This is a genomic window from Hathewaya limosa (genome assembly GCF_030815255.1).
Classification (GTDB): Bacteria; Bacillota; Clostridia; order Clostridiales; family Clostridiaceae; genus Hathewaya; species Hathewaya limosa.
Window position 1 is genome coordinate 1 of record NZ_JAUSWN010000017.1, and the last position, 25,831, is coordinate 25,831.

The following is a 25,831-nucleotide window of genomic DNA, read 5'->3' on the forward strand; positions in this document are numbered from 1 at the left end:
TCATTATAGCCATCTGTGTACTCAATTTTTAATTTAGTTTTAATAACTACATTTTCTATTGCCATTCTTATCAACTCCTTTCAACTGTATATATGCACTAGAAAGGAGTTTTTGAAAAAAATCTAACAAGTTTTTAAAATGTATCCTATGAAGTAGACAATTTAAAAAAGTCTATTTCATAGAATTTTTTTATGTATAATAGAATAAAAGAATTTTTAAAACGTGGGGTTATGAAAATGAGTAAAAAATTATTTACTAAAGACGAAGTAGATTTAAAAAAATATGAAAATCTAAATCAATTAAAAATAGAAATAGATAACTACATGAAGTATTACAATAACTACAGATATCAATGGAACTTAAATAAGATGACTCCTGTTCAATACAGAAATCATCTTATCATATAGTCTTTTTTATTAGTTTAAATTATTTTTTTTAAGTAATTTAAATTCTTTTATCCTTTTAATATTTTTAATTGAACTTATTAAGGTAATTATGCCTGCAATAAATAATAATATGGATGTTAATATAGATTTAGCACCCCAAAATTCAAAACAAGCCATAAAAGATATAACACATATTAGTAAGTCATCAATAAAATAAAGTACATGTGTTTTTATTTTGTTTTCTATTGTATCTAACATTTTTTTTAAGTTTTTTATGTTTTTTATACTTTGTATAGATGATAAGGCAAAAGTTATGCCGGGAATACATAGAGGAATAGATATTAAGATATCATGGTTTTTTATAGCAATATAACTACAGCAAAAACATACAATACTATTAACCAATGATACAATAAAATAAGATTTTTCAGTGCTGATTTTTTTATTTATATTGTTGTTCATAATATTTAACCCCTTCATATAATTTTAAATGTATTATTTATACTTAATTCCATCTTTTACAACCTTACTAGTTAGTTTTTTATAATTTGAGTCATAATAAGTTGCTATTAAGAGATGCTATTCAAATACAACATGCTAAAATACCAGAAATTAATCTTGATCTTTTCATTAAAATATCCCCTTTTAATAAAGTATAGAATATTTTAAATATTATGTCAATAAAAACGGTTTTTGGTTTATCCTGATCTAATATTAAAAAATATTGAAAAAGTAAAATATACTCTTCCTGGTGTGTCTATAAGTTAAAAATAGAGAAAATTAAAGAAAAACTAAGTAATAACTATTTAATTACTTTAAATAAATCACATATTCAAATTACGATAATAATTTATTGAATAATAAGATCATGTTATTAGTTATAGGAATTACATCTTATCATATAGTCTTTTTTAAAACGTCCTTGACAAAGGGGACATTTAATTTTGTCTTATTAATAGTTTTTTAAAATTGGAGAATTTATTAGAGAATATAAAAGTTTTTTCAATTATAAATTTTATTATTTTATCTAGGAATTTATAAATTTAATATATATAAGCTTAAAAAGTAAAATAAGTAGAATGTTGAAAATATTACGAAAACATTGTATTGTTAAATGAAGGATAAAAAGTATAGATTAAGAGGAAGAAGAAAATGTTAATTATTGATAAGTGTTCAGATGTATTTAATGAATTTAAGAGTTTTGGTAAGGAAGTTGATATGTATATATTAATGCATACCATTGGCGGGATATTTTTTTCATATAACATAATTTTACCGGTATTTATGAATAAATTAGGTGTAACTATATCAGATATAGGAACTTTTTTTAGTATTGCTGCCTTAGCAGATTTAATTTTTACATATTTATTAAGAAAGAGTTTTGATACAATATCTCCTAATAAATGTATGGCTTTAGATTGGCTTACGGAAAGCTGGCCTGTTCTAATCTTCGCATTAGCAAGTACTAAGATGCAATTCTTTATTGGTGCAATAGCACAAAAAATAACTAATGTTTTAAACCCTGCATATAGAGTATATGAAAATGCGATTTTTAAAGAAGATAAAAGAAGTAAAATATATACGTATCATTTGTTTATTCCGGAAATCGCCACAGTTATTATTTTCCCTATACTAGGATATATATTAACCTATAAATTTAATAGTATTTTAGCCTATAGGATTGTTTTTATTATATTTGGAATTGGATTTCTATTTGTAGCATTAATTCCTTATAAATTTTTAAAATGGGTTGATCCTACAAGATCTAAACATAGTAATACTAAGCTTAGTATATCAAAAGGATTATATTTAATAGCTAGTGCAGAAATTTTAGTTGTAGTTTCAGGAGAACTTACCTCTACCTTTATAACAACTTATTTTATATTAGATAAGATTAAAGGTAATTTAATGCAAATTTTATTGTTACAGGTTTTAATGTCTATTGTAACTATAATTACTGGAATGTTGTGCAAGGATATAGATAAAAAAATTAAAAATGAAAATGTGTGCCAAATTGGAATATTAACTTTTATAATCTACACATTATTAATGTTTTTTGCTAAAAACTTTAAGGTAGTTTTATTAGCTAATGTTATAAATACTATAGGTCACACTTTATGGTTTCCTAGTCAAACCACTATATTAATGGATTTTATCCCAGAAAAAGAAAGAGGAGAGTTTTTTGCAACTATAAGTAGTATATCAAAGTTGATATATGTAATTTTACCAGTTTTATGTGGATTTATAATTCAAAGTTTCGGTTTTGGGGTAATATTTAGCACAGCCTTATTTATGTATGTCATAATATTTATTATTTATAAGTTCTTAATAAAAAATAAGGAAAAAATGAAGCAGTTGAGATTAAAAAATTAAAAGGCATCTATTTGTAAAATAAGGTTAATATATAGGAGAAATAAATCTATGATTGAAAAAGTAACTATGTTAATTTCTAGAAGGTCTAATTTACAAGAGATATTAGCTATTGAACATCCTTATGCTGGTTATCAACTTCCAAGTGGAACAGTTGAAGATAACGAATTAGCAATTGATTCTGCCATACGAGAATTAAAAGAAGAAACAGGAATAAGTGATATAGTTGAAATTTATAATTTAGCATCTTTAAGTGTAAATATATCACCTAAAACTATGATTGTAAAAAGTACACCTGTATATTCAAGACCTGAAGTAAATAGTAATTCTTATGCAAAACTTAGAAAGGGTTTAACTGTTGAAAAATCTACTATAGAAGATAATAACTTTTCTATGGTTAAATATTCAGAGTATGATGATTTAATTAATCCAAGCTATATAACTTATGAAATCTTAGGATGGGTTCCACTTAACTCTATTTGTGATTCCTATAAAAGAACATTCTATCGAGTTATAATAGATGATAATTTAGATATAAGTAGTGAGAATTTTACTGATGGACATAAATTTAAAAATATATTTATTAATATAAATGAAAAAGATAAATTAATAAAAGATCATGAAGAATATGTTAATCTTATTTTTAAAGACTAAGATATAACATTTATAAACATATCATTGTAGTGATTCTACTAGGGTTTGTTTACAAACAGTAGAAGTGCTATCTATTAAAGATTTCAATGGGTTTATACAGGCAATTTCAACTGAATGGGTTAAATAAAAGGAGTAACTTATGAATACATTTATAGAAACTATATTAAAAAATAAAGAAAATCCATATTCGGAAAATATAAAAAAAGAACTTGAAAATTTAGATATAGAAACAATTAAAGAATCTGATTTATCTGTATTGGATTCAACCTTTACAGAAGAAATTAATCTGCTTTTTTGCTTGGAATATAAATTATTAATAGAAAAGGATTCAAAAAAATTAGCTTACTTAAACTATTTAATTTCTTACTATATTTTTATAATTTTAACACCTCCATTTTCACAAGAACTTGCTATGAAATACAGTGAAAATGCAATAAAATTAGACTATAAAAATGAATATTTAGAGTGGCTAAAGTATGTAAAACAAGGAAATTAAACTAAGGTTTAAAAAGTTGATAAGGAATATTTAATTTACAAATTTTTTTATTGGTTTTTGTGATAGGTTCCAAACTGAAATGAGTTTGGAATCTATCATATGAGATGTACCTTAAAATTTCTACTGGTCTTTATATATCAATTCTTTATACTGTTTTTTATTAATGTACGGTTTAAATAAAAGAATATATTTTTTATTATTTAGGCTCTAAGATACTGGAAGATTATCGTTTAGTATATTTAATATTTTATATGCAGCTTTTCCATTTCCAAATAAATCCTTATATTCATTAGTAGGAGTAAAACTATGAATAGCATTAAGAATTTTGGACTTACTTGAACCAACAATTTTATTCCAACCAATTTCAACAGTTTCTTTCCATTCAGTTTCATCTCTTAATGTTATACAGGGTTTTTTCATGAAAAAAGCTTCCTTTTGTATTCCACCACTATCAGTTACAATTTTTTCAGCATGCATTTCAAGATTTATCATGTCCAAATATCCTACTCCATTCAAAACTTGAATATTTGTGTTTAGTTGAATTCCATACTGCTCTAAATATTTTTTAGTTCTCGGATGTATAGGGAATACTACTGTTTTGCCACATTCATTTAATGCCTCTATTATATTTTTCAATCTATTTATATCATTAGTATTTTCAGCACGGTGTATTGTAGAAAGTATAAAGTTATCATTCTTTAAGTTTAGAGTTTCAATAATTTTTGATTTTTTCAAAGCAAGGTCTTTAAAGAGTAATGTAGCATCATACATTACATCACCAACATTAAAAACATTTTTTGTTATTCCTTCATGAGATAAATTTTTTGTTCCAGTATCTGTAGGAGTAAATAAAAAGTTTGAAATGTGATCAGTTAATATTCTATTTTGTTCCTCTGGCATACGCATATTAAAACTTCTAAGTCCTGCCTCTACATGTGCTAAAGGAATTAAAAGTTTACTAGCACAAAGAGCTCCAGATAAAGTTGAATTTGTGTCTCCATAGACTAAAACTAAATCTGGTTTTTCATTAATATATATTTCTTCAAGTTTTATTAGCATTTGTCCAGTTTGATTTCCATGATTACCTGAGCCAACACATAGATTATATTTAGGTTTAGGAATACCAAGTTCCTTAAAAAATATATCTGACATATTCTCATCATAATGTTGTCCTGTATGAATTAATATTTCTTCATGTTCTGTTCTTAATACATTTGATACAGCGGCAGATTTAATAAATTGAGGTCTTGCCCCTACAACAGTTAGAATCTTCATTTTAATCTTTCTCCTTTATGTATTAAAGATAAAATTGTTATTTTTTTTAATAGAATAAAAGTATATTGTTGTATAAAAACAAATTTATAGTTTAAAACAATGTTTTAACAAATCTTTATTAACTGTTTAGTATTAATTGTAATTTATAAATATTAATTACACAATAGCTATAAATAAGAAATTTAACATGGACAATTTTAAGCATAGTATTTATACTACTTTTATATTTTGTATAATTAAATAAATATCTTTAAAATTACATATATAAACAGTGCATAATGACCTAGGATGTATAGAATTTATAAATATTATAGTTTAGAAGATATATTTATATTTAAAGTAATAAGATATAACTTTAATGGAAGTTTTTAGAATATATACTGATTTTATAATATGTGTAGGGTATAGAAATAAAAATATAAAGTTAATTAAGATAAAATTTAATTAAGATAAAATTTAATAAAAGCTATATAACGGAAAATGTTGAAAATGATATTCTTTATCATTTATAATGTTTTTATTAAGGGTTGCATCTAATGTAACAAGGCTGAACTTGTAGCATATCCTCTATGCCAAATAGATCATCTGTTTATTAAAAGGAATGTGGTATTAAAGATGTTAAATTAGGTGTTGGATATGCATATAAACCTATAGGAATTCATTATAATAAGAAATTTATAAAATAGAAAGGAGAGGTTATGAATTTAAAGAGTAAATTAGTAGGAAAATTCAGCATAGCTATTATTTTAATAATAAATCTATTTTCTTATAAAATAGCAATGTTTATAAATGAATTATCTTTATTAACCTATAATTTTCAAGTAGTATATCCAGAAATTGGTGTATTGTGTACTAGTATTTCTATAAATTTTATATCCTTGATATTATGTATTATTATAATTTTAAAAATGAAATCTTTAGATAAAAAATAGAAAATCCATTTAAGGGTTTTCTATTACTATTTCATAATGAAATTTGGTTTGTATTATATAAAGATGAATTTAAAAAGGATTTTACTAAACAACTTGTCTCATTATTATGTGGTACATTACTAAACTTAATAATTCTTTTATTACTGATGATTAAATTTCCTAAAGTATTGAGATTTTAAGTAATAGATAATAAAAAAACAATACTCTTGCTCCCAAAAGCACTTGACTTGAATACCTTTATTTAGGAAAGCCTAAATAAATCGCAAGAAGAATTAATACTGTTCCCAGTGCAATGGAGATTTTATAACAATACTTACTCTTTCTATGAGAAATTCCAAAGGCAATTAAAAATATCCCTATTAACATGGAAATAATCATTATAAAAAAGCCCATTTTATTTGCTCCTTTCAAGATGAATTACTCTATCATGACGGTTAGCTATTTCCAAATCATGAGTTACAGTAATAATAGTAGTGTTAAATTCTTTATTCATTTTAAAAAGTAAATTTATAATTCTTTCTCTGTTCTCCACATCCAAAGATGCTGTGGGTTCATCAGATAAAATAATTTGAGGTTTCATAAGTATTCCTCTAGCAAATACCGTTCTAGCTTTTTCGCCACCAGAACATTCAAGTGGCTTCTTTTTTAATATAGGTTTAATCTCAATTGCATTAATTAAATTTTGGAAATCCTCTGGCTTAAAATCTTTTTTTCTAGATCCTGCATAAAATAAAGGTAATTTAATATTTTCTTCAATCGTCAAAGAATTGATTAATGCGGACTCTTGAAGGACAAAACCAACTTTTTGGTTTCGCCATTGCGCTAACTTATTTGCATTTAAATTAGCAGTTATTGAACCAAAAAGAGTATATTCACCAGTATAATCTGTATCTAGTAATCCAAGAATATTTAGCAAAGAACTTTTTCCTACTCCAGATTCTCCTACAATGGCAATTTTTTCACCAGCATTAACTTTAAGTTTAAAATTATTCAATATTGAAAGCTGCGTATTTTTTTTCTTATACACTTTTTCTTGAATATTTAAATCGATAATATTGATCATTGTAATACCCCCAAAGAAATTGGAACTTTTTTAATTTTTTTTAACATATTTTCAACAATAATCATTCCAATAATAATATCAGAAATGAATACTACTAATAAAGCAAACCAATCCATTCCTATTAAACCAAATAATCCATAAGTGACAAAGCTAGCATCTTTTCTTAACCAACATACGTATCTACTATAAACAGTGATTAAAAAAAGAACTATTAAATTAATAAAGAACAGTATGCCAAAATAACCATAAAATATTTTTCTTAACTTTGAATAACTTAATCCAACTAATAAATTAATTGTGAAGTCTTTCAACATTAAACGAATACTGACTAATGCACTCCAAACAGAAAGACAAGTTATAATTACAATGGAAATCAATGTTATTATAGACATAATTTTTAATGAATTGAGAAAATATTTATTAAAATAATTATTATTTTCCTTTTGACTAAAAAAATTAAATTTCAAACCTAGTTTATCTTGCATAATCTCACTTAAATTGACTATTTTTTCTTTTGTAGTTTGAAGAATTACAATGTCCATGAGTCCATTCAATTGAAGGTCAATATTTGCATGTTTAATAAATTCCTTATTCACAGGAAAAAAAACCGAAAAATTATAGTAGTTCTTTGAATTGAGAGCATAAAAATTAGAATGATATGTATTTTGTTTTAAAACCCCCTGAACTTTTAGAGTCATTGATTGCTCAAATAAAGGATTTTTAATTTTTATTGTGGAACCCACAGGATATGTTTTGCTTAAACCTTTTCCTACCAAAATAGGTATTTCTTTATCCTTATTAAATTGGCAATCAAAATCTAAATCCGTCCCTTGTGAAAGTTCAAATTTATTTAATTTATAATATTCTTCATTCATATAACTAAATGATATTTGCATATCATCATTGTTAGGTAAGGATACAATAAATCCATCTGTATAAAAAGCATATTTAAAATTGTTATTTAAATAATCATATACTATTTGTGTTCCATTTTTTCCAATTGCATCAATGTTAATATTACTATTTGGATCTAGGTTAGCAATATAATTACCTTCTTTATTCATACATTTTATTTCTTGAAACCCTTGAAAAGTTGACAAAATTGAGCGAGAAGTAATAAAAATTGTATAATTCGCCATAAAAAATAATAGAAGTATCCCTATACTAAGTATTGCTTTTCTTAAAAAAATTTTTGTAATAAAAAACTTAAAAATTTTCATATTTCCTCACCTGACTTGAACTAATTAATATATATATAACAAAAATACAAACTAAGTAAAGATTGCTGGTTAAGTTGAAATTTAAGTAGACATTTATCACTATTGATAGAAGATAAACGAATCCTAATATCATTAGACATTCCAGAGTATATCGAATAGCTATATTTAATATAGTATCTCCTACAAGTATTCTACAATATATTTCTTCTTTTTTTCTATGTAACATTTGATAATGAAAAACCAACACAATAAATGTAAATAAAAAATTAATTAAGATTTGATAATCCATAAAATTTTCTAAAAATGATTTTAAAATATATGACTCTAAATCTAAAGTCTTTACATAATCAAACATTAAATTTAAAGAAAAACAAAAGAAATATGTAATACATAATTCAAATCTATCAATAAATCTAAACAAGGATTTTCCCATACTTCCTCCTTAAAATCTTAACCATTATACGATCTTTATATAAAATTTCAAACAGAACAAAATTATTTTTGGTGGTTCCACGAAAATATTGTAGTGTATTTATCACCCCAATGTACTAAATCATCCTAAACCGAACCTGTAACCTTTCCACTGGTAGCAGTCTTGCTAAGAAGAGTTTTTCCGTTTCTAGTATATTTAAAAGAAGCATTTTTATAATCTGATTCTGAGTAATTCCATGCAGCTCCATCATATATGACTTGGATCGCTTCCTTTATTTTCTTTAAATCCCATATTTGCATAATAGCATTTATGAATTTATATGTCAATTTCAGAGTATTATGAAAATATTCTAAATAAAGCATTAAGTAATTAATTTATGGCAGACAAGCTGAATATTATAGATATCATTTCCATAATATAGAGTAATAAATGACTTCTATACTATATAGTCCATTCCATCAAAGGCAAAAATAATGTTTTCATATTTTGATTGAACATTTATATAATCATCATAACTTAATTGATAAAATTCTTCTATATGTGTAAAAATAGTTTTCTTTGGCATCAATTTATTTATAATTCTAATATTATCATTTTTAAAAGAAGTTTTAGATGAAGAAATATTAGAATTGAAGTCACCTAAATTAATTATTAATAAGTCTAGATTATATAATTCTTTTATTATAGGTATACAATTAGAGTGACAAGGACAATATAATACTTTTTTATTGTTTTTTATAATTAAAAATGCATAAGAAAAATTATTTAATAATTTTATTCTTAATATAGTTAAATTATTAAATAATTGTGGTTTATTAGATTTTATTATTTTACAGTACCCTGACTCTTCAAAGTAAGAGAATATTGGATTCTTTTTATTTAAAAAATGTTCTATATTTTCTTCAGGCATAAATACATTTAATAAATTAACCTTATTCTTATTAAGTACTTCTATTATTCTACAACCAAGTGTATGGTCTGGGTGCCAATGACTGTAAAAAATATTTTTCACATAAGGTATATTATAAGTATTTAATTCTTCATTTATATCTTCGGGCGTATCAAATAGAATTGCCTCATCATATAAAAATAAACTTTGACCTAATCTTTTGTAAGGACCACCCTTTTTCCTGGCTTCAATACAAATATTACAATTACAGCAAGCACGAGGAATTCTAATTGAGCCTCCAGTACCTAGAAATTTAAACTTCATAAAATACCTCCTTTATATTCAATTAAACCAACTGTTTTACAAATAGTGTATGTACCTCTTTATCCTGTATTATATGCATATGTTAATAATCCTTCCATTTATTTAAATTATTAAAAAAATGTTTAATTACAATGAATAACTTGTTATTATTATGTTATAATTCAAAAAAATATAAATAGAGGATGTTTGTTAGTAACAAATAAATTTACTGAATTAAACAACATTAATGATGGTATTAAGTAGTTTCATTAATAAGGGGTTGAAAAAATGACTAAATTTTTAAAAATATTTTCTATGCCGTTATGTTTTTTATAATATTAGTAAGATTCGTGATAAAATAAATTATGTATATAATAATGTAACTGCTAATTTTACTCTAAGTTTAGTGTTATACAATCAATGAGAGTAAGGGGTATTTAAGTTGAAGACTATAGAAAAAATAATTCTTATATATTTCTTAATAATGATTACTGGAGGATGTATGGATGGCATTATAGATAAATTAAACATGCCTTATGCGTTTCAAGTGTTTTCTCAAACAATAGCAGTATTTCTTCAAACAATAATTATTATAAAATTAATTAAAGTATTTAGATTGAATAAAAAAGGAATATTTATATTATTTGGTTTAAGTATTATATTCATGCTTTTACTTAGTTTTGATATGGAAAGTTTTTTATCATATAGAGACATAGGGCTTTGGGGTAACCAATACCCGGAGAATATTAAACTTGTTTTAGAACTTGGGAATTTACCATTTGTTAGTCTATTTGAGATACTAAAACAATATGGAATTTTAAAATTTAAATTTTTTATAATACCTGTTTATACATTTACAGTTATGATGATAGCTTTAAATAGAGAGCATATAGAAAATTATATTGTAGGCAAAAGATAGAATAATTGTAAAAACAATCGGATAAAAAACATTGACTGTTAAATTATAGGGGTATAGCCTATGATTTAGCTATCTTACAATTTTAGATGTTCATACAAAGGAAATCTTAAAGTATTTAAAGGTTTATAATTGGAGAATTTATGATAATTTAGAGTAGGTTATAGTATAAGATACATCCTAAAGGAGAAACATTTATGAACAATGGCTTAAATAAAAACTTGAAATATCCTTGGATTTTTTGTGCAATTGCATTATTAATTTATGAATGTATTTTTGGTGTGTTTGATTTTTATATAGGTTGTGTGATCTTGTTAAGTGTATTAGTGATTATGGATAATAACATAAATAAAAAATTCAAATATCTTTTGATTTTTTGTACAATCGCATTATTAATTTATGAATATATTTTTGGTGCACTTGATCTTTTTATAGGTTGGGAAATTCTATTGATTGTATTAGTGGTTATGGGTAATAACATAAATAAAAAATTCAAATATCTTTTTATTTTCTGTGCAATTGCATTATTAATTTATAAAGTTATTTTTAGTATACTGCCTAATTTTTATATAGGTTGTATAATTTGTATAATTGCTTTAATAAGTATTTGGGGTAAATTGAGAAAACCATATGTAAAAGTACTTGTTACAATATTTGCTTTGTTAAGTTTGTTTATATACTGTTTGAAATGTCCTCGAGTATATAAATGGACCCTACATGCTAAAAATAATATTAATATAAAGATAGTAGGAAAGTTATATTCTAATTATTTACAACATGAAACCGACGCTTATTTTTATAAAGATAAAGAATTAATTGGAGTTAAGACAACAGATTATATTTGTGGTGAAAAATGTGATATAGACAAGATTGTAGAAATTAAAAAAATTAATGAAGATGTATTGTATATAATTGATGAGAGAATTATATTAGTTCAAAATACAAGAACAAATAAATTTGAGTTATATTCATCATTGTCTGAGTATATGAATCATTTTAATAAATAACAAATAGTGGTAAAATAGAAGGTCTATTTAGCTTGTTAAAAAACTCCATACAAACAGGATATAAATACTTCTTTTATAGCTCTATTAATTATTCAAGATGAAGAGATGAGAAAGAGGGGAAAAGAAGAAATGAATTTAGAATTAAGTGAAAATGAGAAGGTAATGGAGTTCGTTTCATTTTGTATAGAGAGTTTTAAGGTGAAATTTAATATGAAGGGTAAGGATGTAGCAAATCTATTTTATAAAAGTGGTGTGATAGATTTTCTTATTGAGAGTTATGAATTACTTCATACTCAAGGATCAGAATATATTATATCTGAAATACAACTTTTTCTAGAGAATAGGGGTTATAAGTTATGATACTTTATCATGGAAGTAGTGTAGGTGAGGTGTAATTATGACATTGCCTAAAGTAACACAGGATAATGTACATTTGTTTATACCATTAAAAGCAGCAATGGTTTCTGAAAGATTTGCGAGGAAACATGGAATTTCTGAAAAAGATGCCTTATTAAAGTTTTATAATTCAAGAACTTATGATAATTTAGAGCGTGAAGATACTAAGTTATGGTATGAAGGTGTAAACTATCTTTACATGGAATTAGAAAATGAGAAAAAAGAAAAATAAAATATATTAGATAAAATGCTTATACATTTTTACTTATCCGCTCCAAGTATTCACGTAAAGCCCCTATCGCACAAAGGTAGCATATAGTATTCCCTTTGTGTCATAGGGGATTTTTAAAAGGAATGTTTGGACAAGCGTATAAGTTAAAAGACACTCATAAGCTAGTCCAAACAATAGAGTTTTTTAAAAAAATTTTTAAATTTATATTTTTAATACTTGATTAGGGTATATTAAGTCTGATACAAGACTATTTTTTTGTTTTAAACTTTGTACTGTTGTATTAAATCTTCTTGAAATACCCCATAGAGTGTCACCTTTTTTTACTTTGTAGGTTTTATTAGCTGTACTATTATTAGGCTTATTTAAGGCTAGCTTAATATTATATAGGGGGTAGAGTGCACCAGGACAATTAGTGGAATTAACTTCTTTATGTCCTTTAACAGACCCTACGGTATATTTACCGAGTAGGTATTTGCATAGATCAATAATTGCTTTTTTTTGAGCCTCTGGCATAACTTCTTTCATAAAGTTACCTTGGGCACATATTCCAATGCTTGTATTATTGTTGCCATAGGCATGAGCTCCAATGGCTCCTTCTGGTCTACCACGATATATTCTTCCGTTTTTATTAACTACAAAATGGTAGCCAACACCTGCCCAGCCTAAAGTATTTTTATGATAATTATGTGCATCATAAACGGTCCATGTAGGGTGTTGCATATGATGCAACACTATAAGATTTGTTTTCTTCCTATAGGAAAGATTTCTAAACTTTAAATTGGTTTCTATAATATTAATTTTCCTCACTCCTTCATAATCTATAATCTTTTATCTATCATTTATCATCTATAATCTGTCATTTATCATCTGAGTTCGCTTATTACTGCATTTTTAACGTCTTTCACGTCTTTTTTTATCTCATGCATGGTATCTAGTTTGGCACTTAGACTAGATATAATGTTTTGGTAATTTTCTTCTCTTTTTTCCTGCTTTAGATCTCTTCGTTCCTGGGCTTTTAGAATATAGAATATTAATCCTACACTTAAAGCTGCCCAGATTCCTTGAGATGAAGCAAGTTTGAAAAGTTCATTTTCCATAAGATCACCTCCTACACTTATATATGAAGAAGGAGAGAGTATTTTATTTTTTGAATATGTTTATTTTAGGAAATATATATAAACATTTATGACGTCATAAACTTTATTAATCCTATAACAAATACGATTTTTTTAATCTTAGGACAATTTAGACCACAATATATAATATTTGGTATATAGTAAAAGAATTATATAACTTAGCAGAACAAAACATTATTAAAGGGGAGAAAGGATGTTATCGAATTGTATACTTAACAAAGAAGGGGTATTAATTGGATATATTTACTTACGGATTTAACAAATATAGTTTTATAAATATTTTTGGAAATATATTATTATTAACTCCATTACCAATACTTCTATATTTTAATGACTCTTTAAATAAAGTAAATAGCTTAAAAAAAGTTATACTTATTTGCTTTAGTATTTCTTTAGGAATAGAAATACTTCAATATTTACAATGTTATTTTAATATAGCATTCATTCCTCGAGGTTCAGATATATTAGATTTAATTTTTAATGTGTTTGGTGGCATTATTGGATATTTTACCATGAATATATATATTAAATTAAAAATTTATATAAAAAATAACAAGGTTTAATATAGCCTTGTTATTTTTTAAAGTAATGAGGTGTAATAATCAAATTGAAAAAGTTTTTAAAGAAACACTTATCAAAGATTTTTTTTGTATTATTTTTCTATTTTCATTCATTTTATAATACATCTTAAAACACATTAAAATTACTATTAATGCATTGGCAATACAATAATATATAACTATAGTATCATTTTCTATAAGTAAAATCATTACAAGACATATAATTGAAATTAAAAGTTGAATATATCCTATGATAAAAGAATTTAACTTAAATAATTCTAAATATTGTGAAAATTACTGCAATAATATATAATATTTGTTATATAGTAGCAAACATAAGTTTATTAATTTATATTTTTAATCTAATAAAGGATGGAAATCAATGAAAAAAGAATATTTAATGAAATTATTAAAACCATTACTACCAAAATATATTATTGCTATTTTTATAGGGTTACTACTTAATGTTTTTATAGTAGGATCAACCTTTATATCAAAGTTTCTTTTAGATAATGTATTACCATCAAAAGATATGTCCGCATTAGTAATATTTGTATTGAGTTATCTTGCTTTTTATATATTAAAAAATATAACATCATTTTTAAAAGAATTTTTATTTTCAAAATTTGGATATAAAATTCTTTATGATATAAGAGATAACATATTTTCATCTATTATTATGAAGTTTGACTTTACTTCTTTTTCATCACAAAAGCAAGGATATATTATAACGCTATTTAGAGATTGGATAAATTCTATTAGTTGGTTTTTATCTAATATCCTTTTAAATACAATTACAGAATGTATTTTACTTGTAATAGGCGTAATAATTTTAGGGAAAACAAATATAAAAATGCTCTGTATTACCATTATGATTTTACCGATCTATGGTCTTCTTTATTTTCTCTTTAACTCTAAAATAAGAAAAACTAGAATGGCAATGATGGATAAAGATGCTGAAGTTACACAAAACCTTAAAGAATCTTTAGACAGTATTAAAGAGATACGAATTTTTAATACAGAAAATATATTTATTAAAAAATACAATTTGATTCAGGGGGATTTTAGCAAACATGGTATTAACTATGCCATTATCACTTCAATCTATGATAGTTTAGCAAATGTTATAAGTGTTTTAGGTAATATTGTAGTTCTATATTATGGAGGAATAGAAGTCTTTAAAGGTACAATGACAATAGGAACATTAATATCTCTAAATTTACTTGTTTCCTTATTATATAGTCCAATAGAAAGAATTATTAATTTTAATAGATTACTACAAGTATTTAAAATTGAATTTGATAAACTTAATAAATTTATGAAAGATAATGTCTCTAATACTAATCCAAAATTAAATACTAATTATGTATCTTATTACGATTATCATAAGGAGAATAAAGATATTCTCTTAAAGTTAGACAAAGTATCTTTTAAATATGAGGAGTTACAAATACTAAAAAACATAGATTTAACCATAAAAAAGGGTTGCACATATGCAGTTGTTGGTGAAAATGGTTGTGGGAAATCAACCTTAATTAATATAATAACAGGTTTATTAGTTCCTAGTAGTGGAAACATCTTTATTAATGGTATGAATATACATGAAGACCTATGTAAATTTAGAGCTCAAATAGGGTATGTTCCACAAGATACGTTTTTATTAAATGATTCTATTATAAATAACATTACATTTGGAAGAAAAAATCATTCAAAATACAGTATAGAAGAACTATTAAACATATGCACTATAAATAATATTATGGGAAAAGATTCATTTGATTTAAACACAACTATTGGTGAAAAAGGTAATAAACTATCTGGAGGTCAAAAGCAAAAAGTTGCTTTATGTAGAGCATTATATACTAATCCCAAATTACTTATTATTGATGAAGGTACTTGTAACACCGATTCAGATTCAGAAAATAGAATTATTGAAAATATCAAAAAAGCCTTTCCTGAAATATCAATACTATTAGTTTCTCACAGATTATCAACTATTAAATTATCTGATGAAATTCTTGTTCTAAAAGACTGTGCAATTATTGAAAAAGGTGTTATAGAAGATTTGCATAAGGATAGTTCTTATTTTTATAAGATGTTTTCAACTGAAGAATAATATACTTATGTAAAAACTGGTAACTTCATGATCTTTTTCATTATAAAAAATTTAGGCGTAATACTTTTAAAGAGGGGGATGAAAATATAAAGTGGATAAGAGTATAATATGTAAGAATATCAGTAAATCCTTTGATAATAATATAGTTTTAAAGGATATAAATTTAACTATAAATAAAGGAGAATTCGTAGTTATAGGAGGAGAAAATGCATCGGGAAAAAGTACGTTAATGAAAATTTTAATTGGCTTACTAATTCCTAATAAGGGGTCTGTAAATGTTTTAGGATTAGATACAACAAAATATTGGAAAAAGATTTCAACTAGAATAGGAGTAGTCTTGAATAATGAGAGAACTTTATATTGGAAGTTAACTGCAGAAGAAAACTTAGATGTTTTTGGGAAGATATATGGAGTAAAAAATAAGGTGCTTAAGGAACGAATAAAGTATTTGTTAAAGCAAGTTGGCTTAGAAAATCAAGATAAAAAGCTGGTGGAAAATTATTCTACGGGAATGAAAAGAAAGTTAATGTTATGCAAAGCCCTTATTCATGACCCTGAAATTATATTTGCAGATGAAATACTAAATGGATTAGATCCTCAAGCCTGTTTAGAAATAATGACAATTTTACATGAGTTAAATCAAAGGGGAAAGACTATAGTTTTAATAAGTCATATACTACATACGCTGCCTGATGATTCTAGAATAGTATTAATGAAAAAGGGGAGCATTATCTTAGATAAACCATTAAAGAGTTTAGATGTAGAAAAAATGATTAATATTAAATATAGCTTAAATGGAGTTAAATATGAAAAGAAGGTTAGTGAAAAAGATTTTAAAGAAAGTATTTTGAAAATAATAGACCTACAAGCAGAAGATATAAAAATAGAAAATGAAAATATTTATGATACAACAAGGAGAAAGTTATCATGAAGTCTATAATTACTATTTTTATTAAAGAATTAAAAATCCAAATGAGATATAGAATGATTTGGATAAATCTTAGTTTAACACCTTTCTTTATGATAGCTCCATACGTTTTTACAGCTAAAGGAATAGATATGAACTTTGAATCTATGGTTTTAATAGGAAGTATTTTATGGTATTGGTTAAATCAATTCTTTTTCTCCATAGGAGATTGTTTTAACGAGGAAAGAGAAACAGGCACATTTGTCAGTATAGCATTAAGTCCTATATCATTGATTCAATATCTAATTGGAAAAGGATTATTTGAGTTTTTTAAGTGTCTATGTATAACTGTAATTACAATGCTGATATTTACCATGGTTGGCATTGGTAAGGCTAACAATATAAAAATGCTTCTAGTTTATTTAACAAACGGAATATATATGTTTACCTTCTCTATATTCTTTTCTTCTATGACTCTATATTTTAAAAAACTATCTTCTGTAAACTTTTTAATCCAACAATTAATAGGGGTATTGTCTGGTACTACGGTAAGTGTAGACAAGTATTCTAGATATGTAAGAGTTATTTCTAATGTAATTCCTTTAACTTTTTCTATTAAAATAGGGAGAAATTTATTTTATGGTAAAAGGTTTACACAAATTTTTCCGGACTTTTTAAAATTAAATGGAATAAGCATAGTATATTTAATTTTGGGATTAGTTCTTTTAAAAAAGGTGGAGAACAATTTAAGAAACAAAGGAGAATGGGAAGTATGGTAAGAATTATAGGAATATTTAAAGCAAATTTTTATACAGCTAAGAGGTATAAAATTGATTGGGCAGGATCATTGTTATATCCTTTGTTTAATATATTACCTGCCGTTTTGCTCATTTTTTATAGTGGAAGCACTGGAATTTCAAGTTTTTTAGGATTGCCCACTACGAACATAGAAACATATATAAAATATTTAATGATAGGAACTGTATATTGGGGATATGTAGAAGTATTATGGTCCACTATATTTATGTTAAGAAGTTATATGAAATCTGGTCAGTTTGAAGATATATTTTTAAGTCCTATAAAATGTATTGAAAATATATTAGGATGGGCCGTTTTAGGCATAATTAGAACTACCATTGAATCATTACCATTAATTATCTTAGTAATTATTATAAGTTATAAGAGTCTAACATTAATGAATATTGCTATAGTGTTAGGAATATTTTTAATGTCTGTAATAGCATCCTTTGGTATGACATTCTTTATATTTGGCTTAACTTTAATAATTAAAGAAGGGGATCAACTAGCTTCCTTTATTGGAAATTCGGCTCCCTTTTTAGGTGGACTTTATTTTCCTATTATGTTACTACCTAGTCCATTAAGATATATATCTTTTATTTTTCCTTTTACATGGGGAGTTGATATATTAAGAGGGACATTATTAAATATTAATACAATTTTTAGTATAAGACATGAATTTATAATTTTGGTTATACTTTCTATAGGATATCTTATAATAGGAAAAGTAGCATATTATATGTTAGAAAAAAAGGCAAGAAATGTTGGAGTACATGGTTTTTAAACACAGATAAAATAAAAGGCTTAAATTATTATTTAGGATATTATTAAGAGAAAAAACACTGCTTTTAATCTAAGATTGATGATTTCACGATAATTATTAACATAAAGTCTATTTTTAGTATATGCTAAAAATAGACTTTATTAAATTATATGAAATATCAACAGGGGGAAAGATTACATGGAAGACAAGAAGAGTTTTAATATCTCAATCACTTCAAATGATAAACAAAGTTATATAGACTTGTTCTGTAAAAAATCTAATATAATAAAAGCATTAAAAAAAAGGATACTTATTAGAATGTTATTATATTATTTATTTCTTATAATCTATATATTTGTTTTACCAAATTTAATATTAAAATATATAGATTCTCCATTATTTTCAATATCAACATTTAATATAGGTAGATACAGAATGATTTTAATAGGTTTATTCATTTATACTACAATCATATCAGGTGTATCGTATTTATGTAAACTAAAGTTAATCAAGAATAATATTAAAAATGTATTAAAGGGAAAAAATTCAATTAATTATTATGGGATAGATATGGGCGTTTGTAGCGTGAATAATCTTACAGATGAATACATATTAAGTTTTGATTCAGATAAAATTACTATAGAAACAGAATTTTATCAAAGGAGTATCACTTGGGAAAATGTTAAAGATATAGTGAAAGTTAAAGATTATCTATATATTTTTCAAAGCTATAGAAAACTTTTCTTTTTAATACCTTTAAATAAAGATAACAAAGATAGATTACTTAAAATAGTATCAGAAAACTCTAACGTTGAATTAAGGGAAGTGAATTAGGAATGTATGAATTTAAAATTGATATAGATTCTAGTAGATATTTATGTAAAAAAGTTAAATTAATAAAGTTCAAAGAAATCATACGATATATTTTTGCAATTACATTAACAGTTATCGTAGGTACATTTATAGTTACAGAATATTTGAATGAGTACACTTTTTCCTCTTTAAAAATTAACGAACTTGCATTAATTTTAGAAGAATCAAATAAAATTATACATGTAGCTTATACTAATTATATAAAATGGAGTTGTATATTAGGCATAGTTATTTTAGGAATTATAATAATGCAATTAAATAAAAATTTTAGAAAATATGTAGATCTTGAATTAAATAAAAAGCAAGTTGCTTATTTTATTGAAAATACATTTCATGTAGATATTAAAGATCAAGGATTATATATTAAAGATAGTATAAAAGATACTATTTATTACTGGAATATGATAGAAGGCTATTATGAGTCAGATAAATATATATATATTGCAGATAAGTTAAATAATATTATTGCAGTAATTCCAGTTAATAAGAAAGAAATAGATAAGTCTGAGTTAATAGATAAGCTACAACAATATACTACTAAAATTACAAAACCAAATAAAAAATATAAGTGTATAAAAAAATCTTTAGAGTAAAATCTAAAGATTTTTTTGAATTATTAATTACTAATTATTTAAAAGCTATTCTTAAAGGGTCTTTTTATATGTAAATTCAATTTCCTTTGAAAAATAAGTATCATCATCATATAAAGAATCTCCCGAGAAACCAGCCCCTTTTAAATTAGGAATACTTATACCTAACTTTTCAGCATAGGACGCTTTAAGATGTAGAACTCCATAATCAGTTAAATATACAGAAGATTTATCATACCATACAATTTCTGCATGGCCTCCACTAGATTCAAATTTAAAATTATCATTAGATACTGAATCTACTATTGGAGAAGAAATACAAACAAATTCTTTATCATGAAATTCATTAGAATAAATTTTAGCAACGGCAGTAATTCCTAGAGATAGAGAATTTTTTTTACCCCTTAATATTTTACTTTCTCCTGTGATACATACCTTATTATAATTATTAGAGTCATTATATATTGTTTTACTGTCCTTACATTGGGATTTTTCAAAATTTAAGGTTATTTCTTTGTCTAAAGCTTTAGCTTTTTCTATTGATATATGATTTGCTTTAGCAAATTTTTTAAAATATTCATCATCAGAAATATGTTTAATACCTATATCTTTTTTCTCTAATTCCTTTGGTGACTTTGAGGTAGGTTGTACATCTTCTGATTTAGTATCTAGAAGTTTACTTGATAGTACGCCTACAATAACAAGAAAAACAGGTATTATAATTAATAATTTTATTTTATTCTTCATAATTTATATTTAATAAGGAAATAACAAATATGAAATTCCTACTAAACTTCACCTCGTTTCTATATCTAGTGGTTATTCCTATACACCTATTCATTTTATTAACCTATAGAGTATGTGTAATTTCTGTATACGTAGGTATATACTGAAAACTAATGAGCATAAATTATTAATAACTTATTGTTAGTTGGAATTATAAAAAATTAACGATCTAAAGTATACACTTATAACATCTATACTTTTCTTTAATTTTAAAGCCTGCAGTTAATGCTGCATTCAATTCATCTGGGCAATCTTCATCAATAAAAAATAAAATTTCTCTTAATGAACCAAATTCAGTATATAATTGCCTTAGCGTTTCATTAATTAAAATGTTCTCAATACCTTTATTTTCATATTCCTTATCAATAAATAAACCAACAATCTCTCCTATATCTTTGAAAACCTTTGTGAAAATACTTCCACATATGCTTCCATTCTCTCTAAATGCAAATATACGAAAGAGATCTATATCCTTTTGCAGATTATTGCTGTTATAATACATTCCCAATGGTATGGCATATTTATCATGAAACACAGCATATTCTTCAAAATTACTATATGTAATCTTTTCCACTTGATTATGGCTTTCATTTCCATGTGATTCTAAATTATATAGTGCGGTAACAATACTGGATTCAATTAGTTCAGTATTGTTTTTCATAAAATATTCATTTACATTTTTATTAGTAGAGGGCATACCTATGAATAGTTCATATCCTGGCAATTGCTTACTTATATAACTAATAAATTCATCTGCAATTTGGTCATAATCTCCGCTTATTAAAAATCCTAATGTTTGTGCATACTTTTCATCAGATATCCAAAAATAAGTGCAAACCCCGTATAACACATCCTGGTGATAATAGGCTATTATATTACGGTTTTCCAAATTGATGGCCTTTTCAAACTCTTCTTTAAGCTCCTTTATTGAATTTATTCTCGGATAACTGGCACGCAAATTATCTTGACTTAATTCCCATGCAAAATTTATTATTTCCTCCACTCTATCAATTGTTTTTATCATTGTTTATATCTCCTATAATATTAAAATTTTTATTTAGCTTATTCATATTTAATACGTAACTTCTTATGATTGAGACTTACTTAATATAAATATAATACATGATTAAAAATAAAATTCAATACTATTTTTAAAATATTTTTAATATTAAGAAAATAATTTAGCAGTAATAATATATAAAAAAGTTTATATTTAAGAGTTTCTTAAGAAATCTTTAGTAATATTTAATTTATAAATTGTGTAGTTAGTACGAAATATTCGTTTAATGCAACATATAAAAAACGTAAATCAACTTAATAACCAGTAAATTTACGAAATAGATTATAGAGAAATAATTTTAATATATTACGAAACAAAGTCCAGCAAAATTATTGCTGAACTTTGTTAATATCATACACTATAAAATTATTAATTTAAATATTTTTTATTTACTAGTAGGGTTTAAGACATTAACCATACATGTACTTACACCTATAATAATCCCACATAGGATGGTATACACTATTGATGGTATATCGATAACATATATTCCTAAAATTCCTATAACTAATATACTCATCATTGAGCAACATCCACAAAAGCATGCCTTCCACTTCTGGTTAATATGTAACTTTAAACTTAGTTTATTTGTAACTCTATACTTTTTGTCAATCTTTAAATAAAGAATTTGACTTATTCCCATTGTTAATATCATAGGTATTAATCTGTATAATAAATCATTCATAATGTTTCCGCCATAAAAATTAGATATTTAGTCCACGATTTTAAGTGTGTTTCTTACAGAAAATTTTAGCATATTATGAATAACTAAACAAGTTGATTATATAATACAAGCATATTAGTCCTCTAAGTTATTGGAATTAAAATAGATTCTTTAAAATGATTCTTATAATGTTATCTAATACCTTTTTTTCATATCTTTTCTTACTTTGACTTCTCATTTATAATGATAATTAATAATATTATAAATAAGAAATTGAGAAATTATAGGTATTTTTTATCAAATATATTTAGTTAATAAATGATGAATATATCTTTTTTTATCTAAAATATTTAAATAAAAAGGAGAGATAATATGGAGAAAACTCGTAGAGTAATTGTTATTATGTTTTCTATTATATATCTTATATTGATAATACTAAGGGTGAATATTCCACGTGTTTTATATATTTTTCTAGGTGCAATACTACTTGTGAATCAAGCAATTGATGAGTGGAATAAATACTTACAAACCAAAAAAAAGTTTTATTTAGTTATTCCTATAACATCAGTAATAATACTTATCTTTGTAATATTTCAATGTGTAATTACTGAAGGTTTTGTGAAATTCCATACTTAGACGTAATAGTCATTAGTGTTATTTATTTAAACCATATCATTACTTGGATATTATTTTAATTTTTATAATTGAAAAGACTTAGAGAATGTTTTCATCTGCTAAAATATTTTAAGGCTAAGAAAAGATTAAGAACTTTTAAATTCTCTTTCACCTTAGCCTTATTTTTTATAAAAATGAACGGAAACTTTGAAGTTTAGTTTTGGAGCAGGGGAACTCTCCTTACAAATTACCAAATTGACTTTTGATACTTTCTACCGATAGTTCTTATAATGTTATCCAATACCTTTTTACTATACTTCCGTCCTCATCAGCTAGTTCGTTTTCAAAGACCCCGCCATTTACAATAATAGTTTTAGCTGAAGCAATATTATCTTTATCACAGGTTATTAGAACCTTGAAAATCCCCATATCTTTACACTTTTCAAGGGCTAATTTTAACATTTTAGTTGCATAACCTTTTCTTCTCTCACTAGGTCTAACTCCATAACCTATATGTCCTGCAAATTTAAGCAATGGTTCATTTAAATAATGTCTTATACTAATTGCTCCTAATATTTTATTATCTTCATTTACCAAAAAGAAAGTATTAGAAGGAACTAAATTAGGTGGACATGTTTCATCTTTTTTGTAAGATTCTACTCTTTCTAACCAAGAACTATAATCAGATTCCTTTCGTTTTATAGAGCCAGGATATATATGTCCTTTGGTTGATTCCCATTCCTCCATCATTTCAATGTATGCATCTTTGTGTTCCATTGAGGGAATCGCTAAATAAACTTTTTTCAACTTTAAATCACCCCTTTAAAATTTCTTAGTTTAACATATTCTTTTAATTATAGGTAATTTTAAATATCATTTCAATAAAATAAACATTTAATTTTTATTTATACAAATAAGGTAATGTATAGTAAAATGGAATTAATAAATAATTTTAAAGTTAATAGTCACCATTAAAATATTTATCTAAAAGTATTCTGTGGCTATTAGGTATATTACTAGGCAGATCTTCATAACTAAAAAATTCTAATTCTTTAGTTTCTATATTATCAATTTTTAATTCTCCACTAAAACTCTTTGTTATATATCCAATACTTATAAAATATGCTTTATCCTCATTGGGAAAGTGTATATAACAATTTTCACCTGATGTTGTTCCAAGTAAGCGTAAATCTTTAATATCTAGTCCTGTTTCTTCTTTTGCTTCTCTTATTGCAGTTTCTTCAAGGGATTCACCTAGTTCCGTAATTCCTCCAATTAATCCCCATTTAAATGGATAAGTTCCTCTTTTCTGAAGCAGAACCTGATTGTTTTCATTTATTATTAAAACATTTACTCCTGTAAGATTTATTACATCATGACCAATTTTATTACGTAAGTATTTTACATAGTCCATTTTCTCACTCATTTCTATTTTATATAATATATAAGTTTAAAAAATCTTGGTTATCTATATTTTAAATCTTCTAATTTTAAAAAATAAATATATATTAATATTGTTTTATAACTCAAAGAAAACAAATATTTATAGGGACACCGTTGTTTTATTGATAAATTCATAATATAATACGTATATTAACATTTTTTTATTAAAATTCCAATATATACATAGTAAATAATATGAATTTTATTTTTCAAAAGTTGGTGATTTTGATAAAAATAAAACTTATATAATAACTAATACTGACTTATTAAAAAAAGAGCAGAGAAAGGAGATGAAGGGGCTCAACAATTATATAATATAAAATATTAGTATTTTTAAGAATGGTGGGTTAATAATGGTAAGAAAGGTTAATATATTAAACATACTAAAAAAAATCTTATTATGTTTTTGGTGGCAAGATATTGAAAAGTCTCACTTTTTACCACGAATTCTTTGCTTATTTGTTTCCGTTGCTTTAAGTTTTTGTATTTATGCATGGATGTACGAAGCTAATATAAATATAATATTTAAGTTAATTATAAGTATTTATTTAATAGTTAATATTTTATTGTTTTGGCCTGCACATATTTTGTTATCTGAAAAAAATATGTTTATTGGCGAAGTATTTTATGTCTTTAAAAATATTTCTGTTCTTTTTTCATTTATCGTTCTTTTTAAATATTTTATGAAAAAAGAACAACTTGATTATAATAAAAATCAAGCTGATTATGATAATAATTAAATTATTCTAAGTAAAGTTCATATTGTTATACACATTTTAAATATATAAAGACATTGTTAAAATAAAAAGGATTATAAACTGCAGTGATTGCAGTCTATAATCCTTTTTATTCAGCATTTTCAAGGTCACTAACTCTATCTAGTATTGCAAATTTTCTTTGTTCATATAGCTCTACTTCTTTTTGAGTATTCATAGGAATTCTCCTTTA

The 25,831-nt window shown here is 24.5% G+C and carries 32 protein-coding genes and 1 pseudogene; 18 read left to right on the forward strand and 15 right to left on the reverse strand.

The annotated features are described in order from the left end of the window. Window positions 1-257: 257 nt before the first annotated feature. A pseudogene (locus QOZ93_RS09995) lies at window positions 258-407 on the forward strand (IS3 family transposase); the annotation flags it as partial. A 9-nt stretch (window positions 408-416) separates the two neighbouring features. On the opposite strand, the gene QOZ93_RS10000 reads toward QOZ93_RS09995, so the two are convergent. Beyond that, window positions 417-848 (reverse strand): hypothetical protein, encoded by a 432-nt coding sequence (locus QOZ93_RS10000; protein WP_307356142.1) that lies wholly within the window; start codon window positions 846-848, stop codon window positions 417-419. Window positions 849-1,538: 690 nt separating this feature from the next. Between QOZ93_RS10000 and QOZ93_RS10005 the strand changes: the two genes are divergently transcribed. The 3 genes from QOZ93_RS10005 (at window position 1,539) to QOZ93_RS10015 (ending at window position 3,906) form a co-directional block, all read left to right on the forward strand. Beyond that, window positions 1,539-2,759, forward strand: a complete 1,221-nt coding sequence (locus tag QOZ93_RS10005; RefSeq protein ID WP_307356143.1) for an MFS transporter — start codon at window positions 1,539-1,541, stop codon at window positions 2,757-2,759. Between the two features lie 48 nt (window positions 2,760-2,807). Further along, window positions 2,808-3,410: an NUDIX domain-containing protein gene (locus QOZ93_RS10010; RefSeq protein ID WP_307356145.1), complete on the forward strand. Its 603-nt coding sequence runs from the start codon at window positions 2,808-2,810 to the stop codon at window positions 3,408-3,410. A gap of 139 nt (window positions 3,411-3,549) precedes the next feature. Continuing rightward, window positions 3,550-3,906 (forward strand): hypothetical protein, encoded by a 357-nt coding sequence (locus QOZ93_RS10015; protein WP_307356146.1) that lies wholly within the window; start codon window positions 3,550-3,552, stop codon window positions 3,904-3,906. A 207-nt stretch (window positions 3,907-4,113) separates the two neighbouring features. On the opposite strand, the gene wecB is transcribed toward QOZ93_RS10015, so the two are convergent. Further along, window positions 4,114-5,181 (reverse strand): non-hydrolyzing UDP-N-acetylglucosamine 2-epimerase, encoded by a 1,068-nt coding sequence (gene wecB / locus QOZ93_RS10020; RefSeq protein WP_307356147.1) that lies wholly within the window; start codon window positions 5,179-5,181, stop codon window positions 4,114-4,116. A 698-nt stretch (window positions 5,182-5,879) separates the two neighbouring features. Between wecB and QOZ93_RS10025 the strand changes: the two genes are divergently transcribed. Continuing rightward, window positions 5,880-6,113 carry a hypothetical protein gene (locus QOZ93_RS10025; RefSeq protein WP_307356149.1) on the forward strand — a complete coding sequence of 78 codons (234 nt, stop codon included), beginning with the start codon at window positions 5,880-5,882 and terminating at the stop codon, window positions 6,111-6,113. A 237-nt stretch (window positions 6,114-6,350) separates the two neighbouring features. Here QOZ93_RS10025 and QOZ93_RS10030 read toward each other — a convergent pair whose 3' ends face one another. The 6 genes from QOZ93_RS10030 to QOZ93_RS10055 all read right to left on the reverse strand — a co-directional run bounded on the left by QOZ93_RS10030 (window position 6,351) and on the right by QOZ93_RS10055 (window position 10,042). After that, complete coding sequence (locus QOZ93_RS10030; RefSeq protein ID WP_307356152.1) at window positions 6,351-6,506, reverse strand: hypothetical protein; 156 nt, start codon at window positions 6,504-6,506, stop codon at window positions 6,351-6,353. A 1-nt stretch (window position 6,507) separates the two neighbouring features. Next, window positions 6,508-7,176 (reverse strand): ABC transporter ATP-binding protein, encoded by a 669-nt coding sequence (locus tag QOZ93_RS10035; RefSeq protein WP_307356154.1) that lies wholly within the window; start codon window positions 7,174-7,176, stop codon window positions 6,508-6,510. Continuing rightward, window positions 7,173-8,240 (reverse strand): peptide ABC transporter permease, encoded by a 1,068-nt coding sequence (locus QOZ93_RS10040; protein WP_307356156.1) that lies wholly within the window; start codon window positions 8,238-8,240, stop codon window positions 7,173-7,175. The genes QOZ93_RS10035 and QOZ93_RS10040 overlap by 4 nt, the downstream gene beginning before the upstream one ends. A 142-nt stretch (window positions 8,241-8,382) precedes the next feature. Beyond that, complete coding sequence (locus QOZ93_RS10045) at window positions 8,383-8,829, reverse strand: hypothetical protein (RefSeq protein ID WP_307356157.1); 447 nt, start codon at window positions 8,827-8,829, stop codon at window positions 8,383-8,385. Between the two features lie 125 nt (window positions 8,830-8,954). After that, window positions 8,955-9,128: a hypothetical protein gene (locus QOZ93_RS10050; protein WP_307356158.1), complete on the reverse strand. Its 174-nt coding sequence runs from the start codon at window positions 9,126-9,128 to the stop codon at window positions 8,955-8,957. Window positions 9,129-9,265: 137 nt separating this feature from the next. Next, window positions 9,266-10,042 carry an MBL fold metallo-hydrolase gene (locus QOZ93_RS10055; RefSeq protein ID WP_307356160.1) on the reverse strand — a complete coding sequence of 259 codons (777 nt, stop codon included), beginning with the start codon at window positions 10,040-10,042 and terminating at the stop codon, window positions 9,266-9,268. A 421-nt stretch (window positions 10,043-10,463) separates the two neighbouring features. Between QOZ93_RS10055 and QOZ93_RS10060 the strand changes: the two genes are divergently transcribed. The 4 genes from QOZ93_RS10060 to QOZ93_RS10075 all read left to right on the forward strand — a co-directional run bounded on the left by QOZ93_RS10060 (window position 10,464) and on the right by QOZ93_RS10075 (window position 12,572). Beyond that, a complete protein-coding gene (locus tag QOZ93_RS10060; RefSeq protein ID WP_307356162.1) occupies window positions 10,464-10,940 on the forward strand; it encodes a hypothetical protein in 477 nt (158 codons plus the stop codon). Window positions 10,941-11,134: 194 nt separating this feature from the next. Next, window positions 11,135-11,944 carry a hypothetical protein gene (locus tag QOZ93_RS10065; protein WP_307356163.1) on the forward strand — a complete coding sequence of 270 codons (810 nt, stop codon included), beginning with the start codon at window positions 11,135-11,137 and terminating at the stop codon, window positions 11,942-11,944. 129 nt (window positions 11,945-12,073) lie between these two features. Continuing rightward, window positions 12,074-12,304, forward strand: a complete 231-nt coding sequence (locus QOZ93_RS10070) for a DUF3791 domain-containing protein (RefSeq protein WP_307356165.1) — start codon at window positions 12,074-12,076, stop codon at window positions 12,302-12,304. Window positions 12,305-12,341: 37 nt separating this feature from the next. Continuing rightward, a complete protein-coding gene (locus tag QOZ93_RS10075; RefSeq protein WP_307356166.1) occupies window positions 12,342-12,572 on the forward strand; it encodes a hypothetical protein in 231 nt (76 codons plus the stop codon). 201 nt (window positions 12,573-12,773) lie between these two features. Here QOZ93_RS10075 and QOZ93_RS10080 read toward each other — a convergent pair whose 3' ends face one another. Next, entirely contained in the window at window positions 12,774-13,379 is a 606-nt protein-coding gene (locus QOZ93_RS10080) for an N-acetylmuramoyl-L-alanine amidase (RefSeq protein ID WP_307356168.1), read from the reverse strand. Window positions 13,380-13,435: 56 nt separating this feature from the next. Beyond that, entirely contained in the window at window positions 13,436-13,669 is a 234-nt protein-coding gene (locus QOZ93_RS10085) for a BhlA/UviB family holin-like peptide (RefSeq protein WP_307356170.1), read from the reverse strand. A gap of 272 nt (window positions 13,670-13,941) precedes the next feature. Here QOZ93_RS10085 and QOZ93_RS10090 point away from each other — a divergent pair, with 272 nt between their 5' ends. From QOZ93_RS10090 to QOZ93_RS10120, 7 genes are all read left to right on the forward strand, one after another. Beyond that, the gene (locus QOZ93_RS10090; RefSeq protein WP_307356172.1) at window positions 13,942-14,271 is read left to right on the forward strand and encodes a VanZ family protein; all 330 of its coding nucleotides are present in this window, start codon (window positions 13,942-13,944) and stop codon (window positions 14,269-14,271) included. Window positions 14,272-14,650: 379 nt separating this feature from the next. Continuing rightward, window positions 14,651-16,384, forward strand: coding sequence for a peptidase domain-containing ABC transporter (locus QOZ93_RS10095; protein WP_307356173.1), 1,734 nt, complete (start codon window positions 14,651-14,653; stop codon window positions 16,382-16,384). 91 nt (window positions 16,385-16,475) lie between these two features. Next, window positions 16,476-17,315: an ABC transporter ATP-binding protein gene (locus QOZ93_RS10100; protein ID WP_307356175.1), complete on the forward strand. Its 840-nt coding sequence runs from the start codon at window positions 16,476-16,478 to the stop codon at window positions 17,313-17,315. Beyond that, window positions 17,312-18,070 carry an ABC transporter permease gene (locus QOZ93_RS10105; protein ID WP_307356177.1) on the forward strand — a complete coding sequence of 253 codons (759 nt, stop codon included), beginning with the start codon at window positions 17,312-17,314 and terminating at the stop codon, window positions 18,068-18,070. The genes QOZ93_RS10100 and QOZ93_RS10105 overlap by 4 nt, the downstream gene beginning before the upstream one ends. Continuing rightward, window positions 18,064-18,873 (forward strand): ABC transporter permease, encoded by an 810-nt coding sequence (locus QOZ93_RS10110; RefSeq protein WP_307356179.1) that lies wholly within the window; start codon window positions 18,064-18,066, stop codon window positions 18,871-18,873. The genes QOZ93_RS10105 and QOZ93_RS10110 overlap by 7 nt, the downstream gene beginning before the upstream one ends. Before the next feature lie 177 nt (window positions 18,874-19,050). Continuing rightward, window positions 19,051-19,686 (forward strand): YcxB family protein, encoded by a 636-nt coding sequence (locus QOZ93_RS10115; protein ID WP_307356180.1) that lies wholly within the window; start codon window positions 19,051-19,053, stop codon window positions 19,684-19,686. 2 nt (window positions 19,687-19,688) lie between these two features. Next, window positions 19,689-20,318 carry a hypothetical protein gene (locus tag QOZ93_RS10120; protein ID WP_307356182.1) on the forward strand — a complete coding sequence of 210 codons (630 nt, stop codon included), beginning with the start codon at window positions 19,689-19,691 and terminating at the stop codon, window positions 20,316-20,318. Between the two features lie 51 nt (window positions 20,319-20,369). Here the strand turns inward: QOZ93_RS10120 and QOZ93_RS10125 are convergent, their stop codons facing one another. The 3 genes from QOZ93_RS10125 to QOZ93_RS10135 all read right to left on the reverse strand — a co-directional run bounded on the left by QOZ93_RS10125 (window position 20,370) and on the right by QOZ93_RS10135 (window position 22,846). Continuing rightward, window positions 20,370-21,062: a hypothetical protein gene (locus tag QOZ93_RS10125; RefSeq protein WP_307356183.1), complete on the reverse strand. Its 693-nt coding sequence runs from the start codon at window positions 21,060-21,062 to the stop codon at window positions 20,370-20,372. A gap of 208 nt (window positions 21,063-21,270) precedes the next feature. Next, entirely contained in the window at window positions 21,271-22,104 is an 834-nt protein-coding gene (locus tag QOZ93_RS10130; protein WP_307356185.1) for a hypothetical protein, read from the reverse strand. 442 nt (window positions 22,105-22,546) lie between these two features. Then, window positions 22,547-22,846 carry a hypothetical protein gene (locus QOZ93_RS10135; protein ID WP_307356188.1) on the reverse strand — a complete coding sequence of 100 codons (300 nt, stop codon included), beginning with the start codon at window positions 22,844-22,846 and terminating at the stop codon, window positions 22,547-22,549. A gap of 351 nt (window positions 22,847-23,197) precedes the next feature. Between QOZ93_RS10135 and QOZ93_RS10140 the strand changes: the two genes are divergently transcribed. Beyond that, complete coding sequence (locus tag QOZ93_RS10140; RefSeq protein WP_307356191.1) at window positions 23,198-23,461, forward strand: hypothetical protein; 264 nt, start codon at window positions 23,198-23,200, stop codon at window positions 23,459-23,461. 264 nt (window positions 23,462-23,725) lie between these two features. Here QOZ93_RS10140 and QOZ93_RS10145 read toward each other — a convergent pair whose 3' ends face one another. Together QOZ93_RS10145 and QOZ93_RS10150 are read right to left on the reverse strand one after the other, a co-directional pair. Continuing rightward, the gene (locus tag QOZ93_RS10145; protein WP_307356193.1) at window positions 23,726-24,247 is read right to left on the reverse strand and encodes a GNAT family N-acetyltransferase; all 522 of its coding nucleotides are present in this window, start codon (window positions 24,245-24,247) and stop codon (window positions 23,726-23,728) included. 151 nt (window positions 24,248-24,398) lie between these two features. After that, complete coding sequence (locus tag QOZ93_RS10150) at window positions 24,399-24,854, reverse strand: NUDIX hydrolase (protein WP_307356194.1); 456 nt, start codon at window positions 24,852-24,854, stop codon at window positions 24,399-24,401. A gap of 382 nt (window positions 24,855-25,236) precedes the next feature. Between QOZ93_RS10150 and QOZ93_RS10155 the strand changes: the two genes are divergently transcribed. Beyond that, window positions 25,237-25,623 carry a hypothetical protein gene (locus tag QOZ93_RS10155; protein ID WP_307356196.1) on the forward strand — a complete coding sequence of 129 codons (387 nt, stop codon included), beginning with the start codon at window positions 25,237-25,239 and terminating at the stop codon, window positions 25,621-25,623. Window positions 25,624-25,831 lie beyond the last annotated feature (208 nt).

What these genes read in the sequence shown, in the direction of transcription:
- QOZ93_RS10125 (WP_307356183.1), bottom strand. Translation starts at nt 21,062, where the DNA reads ATGAAGAATAAAATAAAATTATTAATTATAATACCTGTTTTTCTTGTT.
- QOZ93_RS10110 (WP_307356179.1), top strand. Translation starts at nt 18,064, where the DNA reads ATGGTAAGAATTATAGGAATATTTAAAGCAAATTTTTATACAGCTAAG.
- QOZ93_RS10035 (WP_307356154.1), bottom strand. Translation starts at nt 7,176, where the DNA reads ATGATCAATATTATCGATTTAAATATTCAAGAAAAAGTGTATAAGAAA.
- QOZ93_RS10135 (WP_307356188.1), bottom strand. Translation starts at nt 22,846, where the DNA reads ATGAATGATTTATTATACAGATTAATACCTATGATATTAACAATGGGA.
- QOZ93_RS10050 (WP_307356158.1), bottom strand. Translation starts at nt 9,128, where the DNA reads ATGCAAATATGGGATTTAAAGAAAATAAAGGAAGCGATCCAAGTCATA.
- QOZ93_RS10015 (WP_307356146.1), top strand. Translation starts at nt 3,550, where the DNA reads ATGAATACATTTATAGAAACTATATTAAAAAATAAAGAAAATCCATAT.
- QOZ93_RS10095 (WP_307356173.1), top strand. Translation starts at nt 14,651, where the DNA reads ATGAAAAAAGAATATTTAATGAAATTATTAAAACCATTACTACCAAAA.
- QOZ93_RS10005 (WP_307356143.1), top strand. Translation starts at nt 1,539, where the DNA reads ATGTTAATTATTGATAAGTGTTCAGATGTATTTAATGAATTTAAGAGT.
- QOZ93_RS10000 (WP_307356142.1), bottom strand. Translation starts at nt 848, where the DNA reads ATGAACAACAATATAAATAAAAAAATCAGCACTGAAAAATCTTATTTT.
- QOZ93_RS10040 (WP_307356156.1), bottom strand. Translation starts at nt 8,240, where the DNA reads ATGAATAAAGAAGGTAATTATATTGCTAACCTAGATCCAAATAGTAAT.
- QOZ93_RS10055 (WP_307356160.1), bottom strand. Translation starts at nt 10,042, where the DNA reads ATGAAGTTTAAATTTCTAGGTACTGGAGGCTCAATTAGAATTCCTCGT.
- QOZ93_RS10070 (WP_307356165.1), top strand. Translation starts at nt 12,074, where the DNA reads ATGAATTTAGAATTAAGTGAAAATGAGAAGGTAATGGAGTTCGTTTCA.
- QOZ93_RS10025 (WP_307356149.1), top strand. Translation starts at nt 5,880, where the DNA reads ATGAATTTAAAGAGTAAATTAGTAGGAAAATTCAGCATAGCTATTATT.
- QOZ93_RS10075 (WP_307356166.1), top strand. Translation starts at nt 12,342, where the DNA reads ATGACATTGCCTAAAGTAACACAGGATAATGTACATTTGTTTATACCA.
- QOZ93_RS10115 (WP_307356180.1), top strand. Translation starts at nt 19,051, where the DNA reads ATGGAAGACAAGAAGAGTTTTAATATCTCAATCACTTCAAATGATAAA.
- QOZ93_RS10105 (WP_307356177.1), top strand. Translation starts at nt 17,312, where the DNA reads ATGAAGTCTATAATTACTATTTTTATTAAAGAATTAAAAATCCAAATG.
- QOZ93_RS10085 (WP_307356170.1), bottom strand. Translation starts at nt 13,669, where the DNA reads ATGGAAAATGAACTTTTCAAACTTGCTTCATCTCAAGGAATCTGGGCA.
- QOZ93_RS10045 (WP_307356157.1), bottom strand. Translation starts at nt 8,829, where the DNA reads ATGGGAAAATCCTTGTTTAGATTTATTGATAGATTTGAATTATGTATT.
- QOZ93_RS10150 (WP_307356194.1), bottom strand. Translation starts at nt 24,854, where the DNA reads ATGGACTATGTAAAATACTTACGTAATAAAATTGGTCATGATGTAATA.
- QOZ93_RS10140 (WP_307356191.1), top strand. Translation starts at nt 23,198, where the DNA reads ATGGAGAAAACTCGTAGAGTAATTGTTATTATGTTTTCTATTATATAT.
- QOZ93_RS10030 (WP_307356152.1), bottom strand. Translation starts at nt 6,506, where the DNA reads ATGGGCTTTTTTATAATGATTATTTCCATGTTAATAGGGATATTTTTA.
- QOZ93_RS10010 (WP_307356145.1), top strand. Translation starts at nt 2,808, where the DNA reads ATGATTGAAAAAGTAACTATGTTAATTTCTAGAAGGTCTAATTTACAA.
- QOZ93_RS10065 (WP_307356163.1), top strand. Translation starts at nt 11,135, where the DNA reads ATGAACAATGGCTTAAATAAAAACTTGAAATATCCTTGGATTTTTTGT.
- wecB (WP_307356147.1), bottom strand. Translation starts at nt 5,181, where the DNA reads ATGAAGATTCTAACTGTTGTAGGGGCAAGACCTCAATTTATTAAATCT.
- QOZ93_RS10155 (WP_307356196.1), top strand. Translation starts at nt 25,237, where the DNA reads ATGGTAAGAAAGGTTAATATATTAAACATACTAAAAAAAATCTTATTA.
- QOZ93_RS10120 (WP_307356182.1), top strand. Translation starts at nt 19,689, where the DNA reads ATGTATGAATTTAAAATTGATATAGATTCTAGTAGATATTTATGTAAA.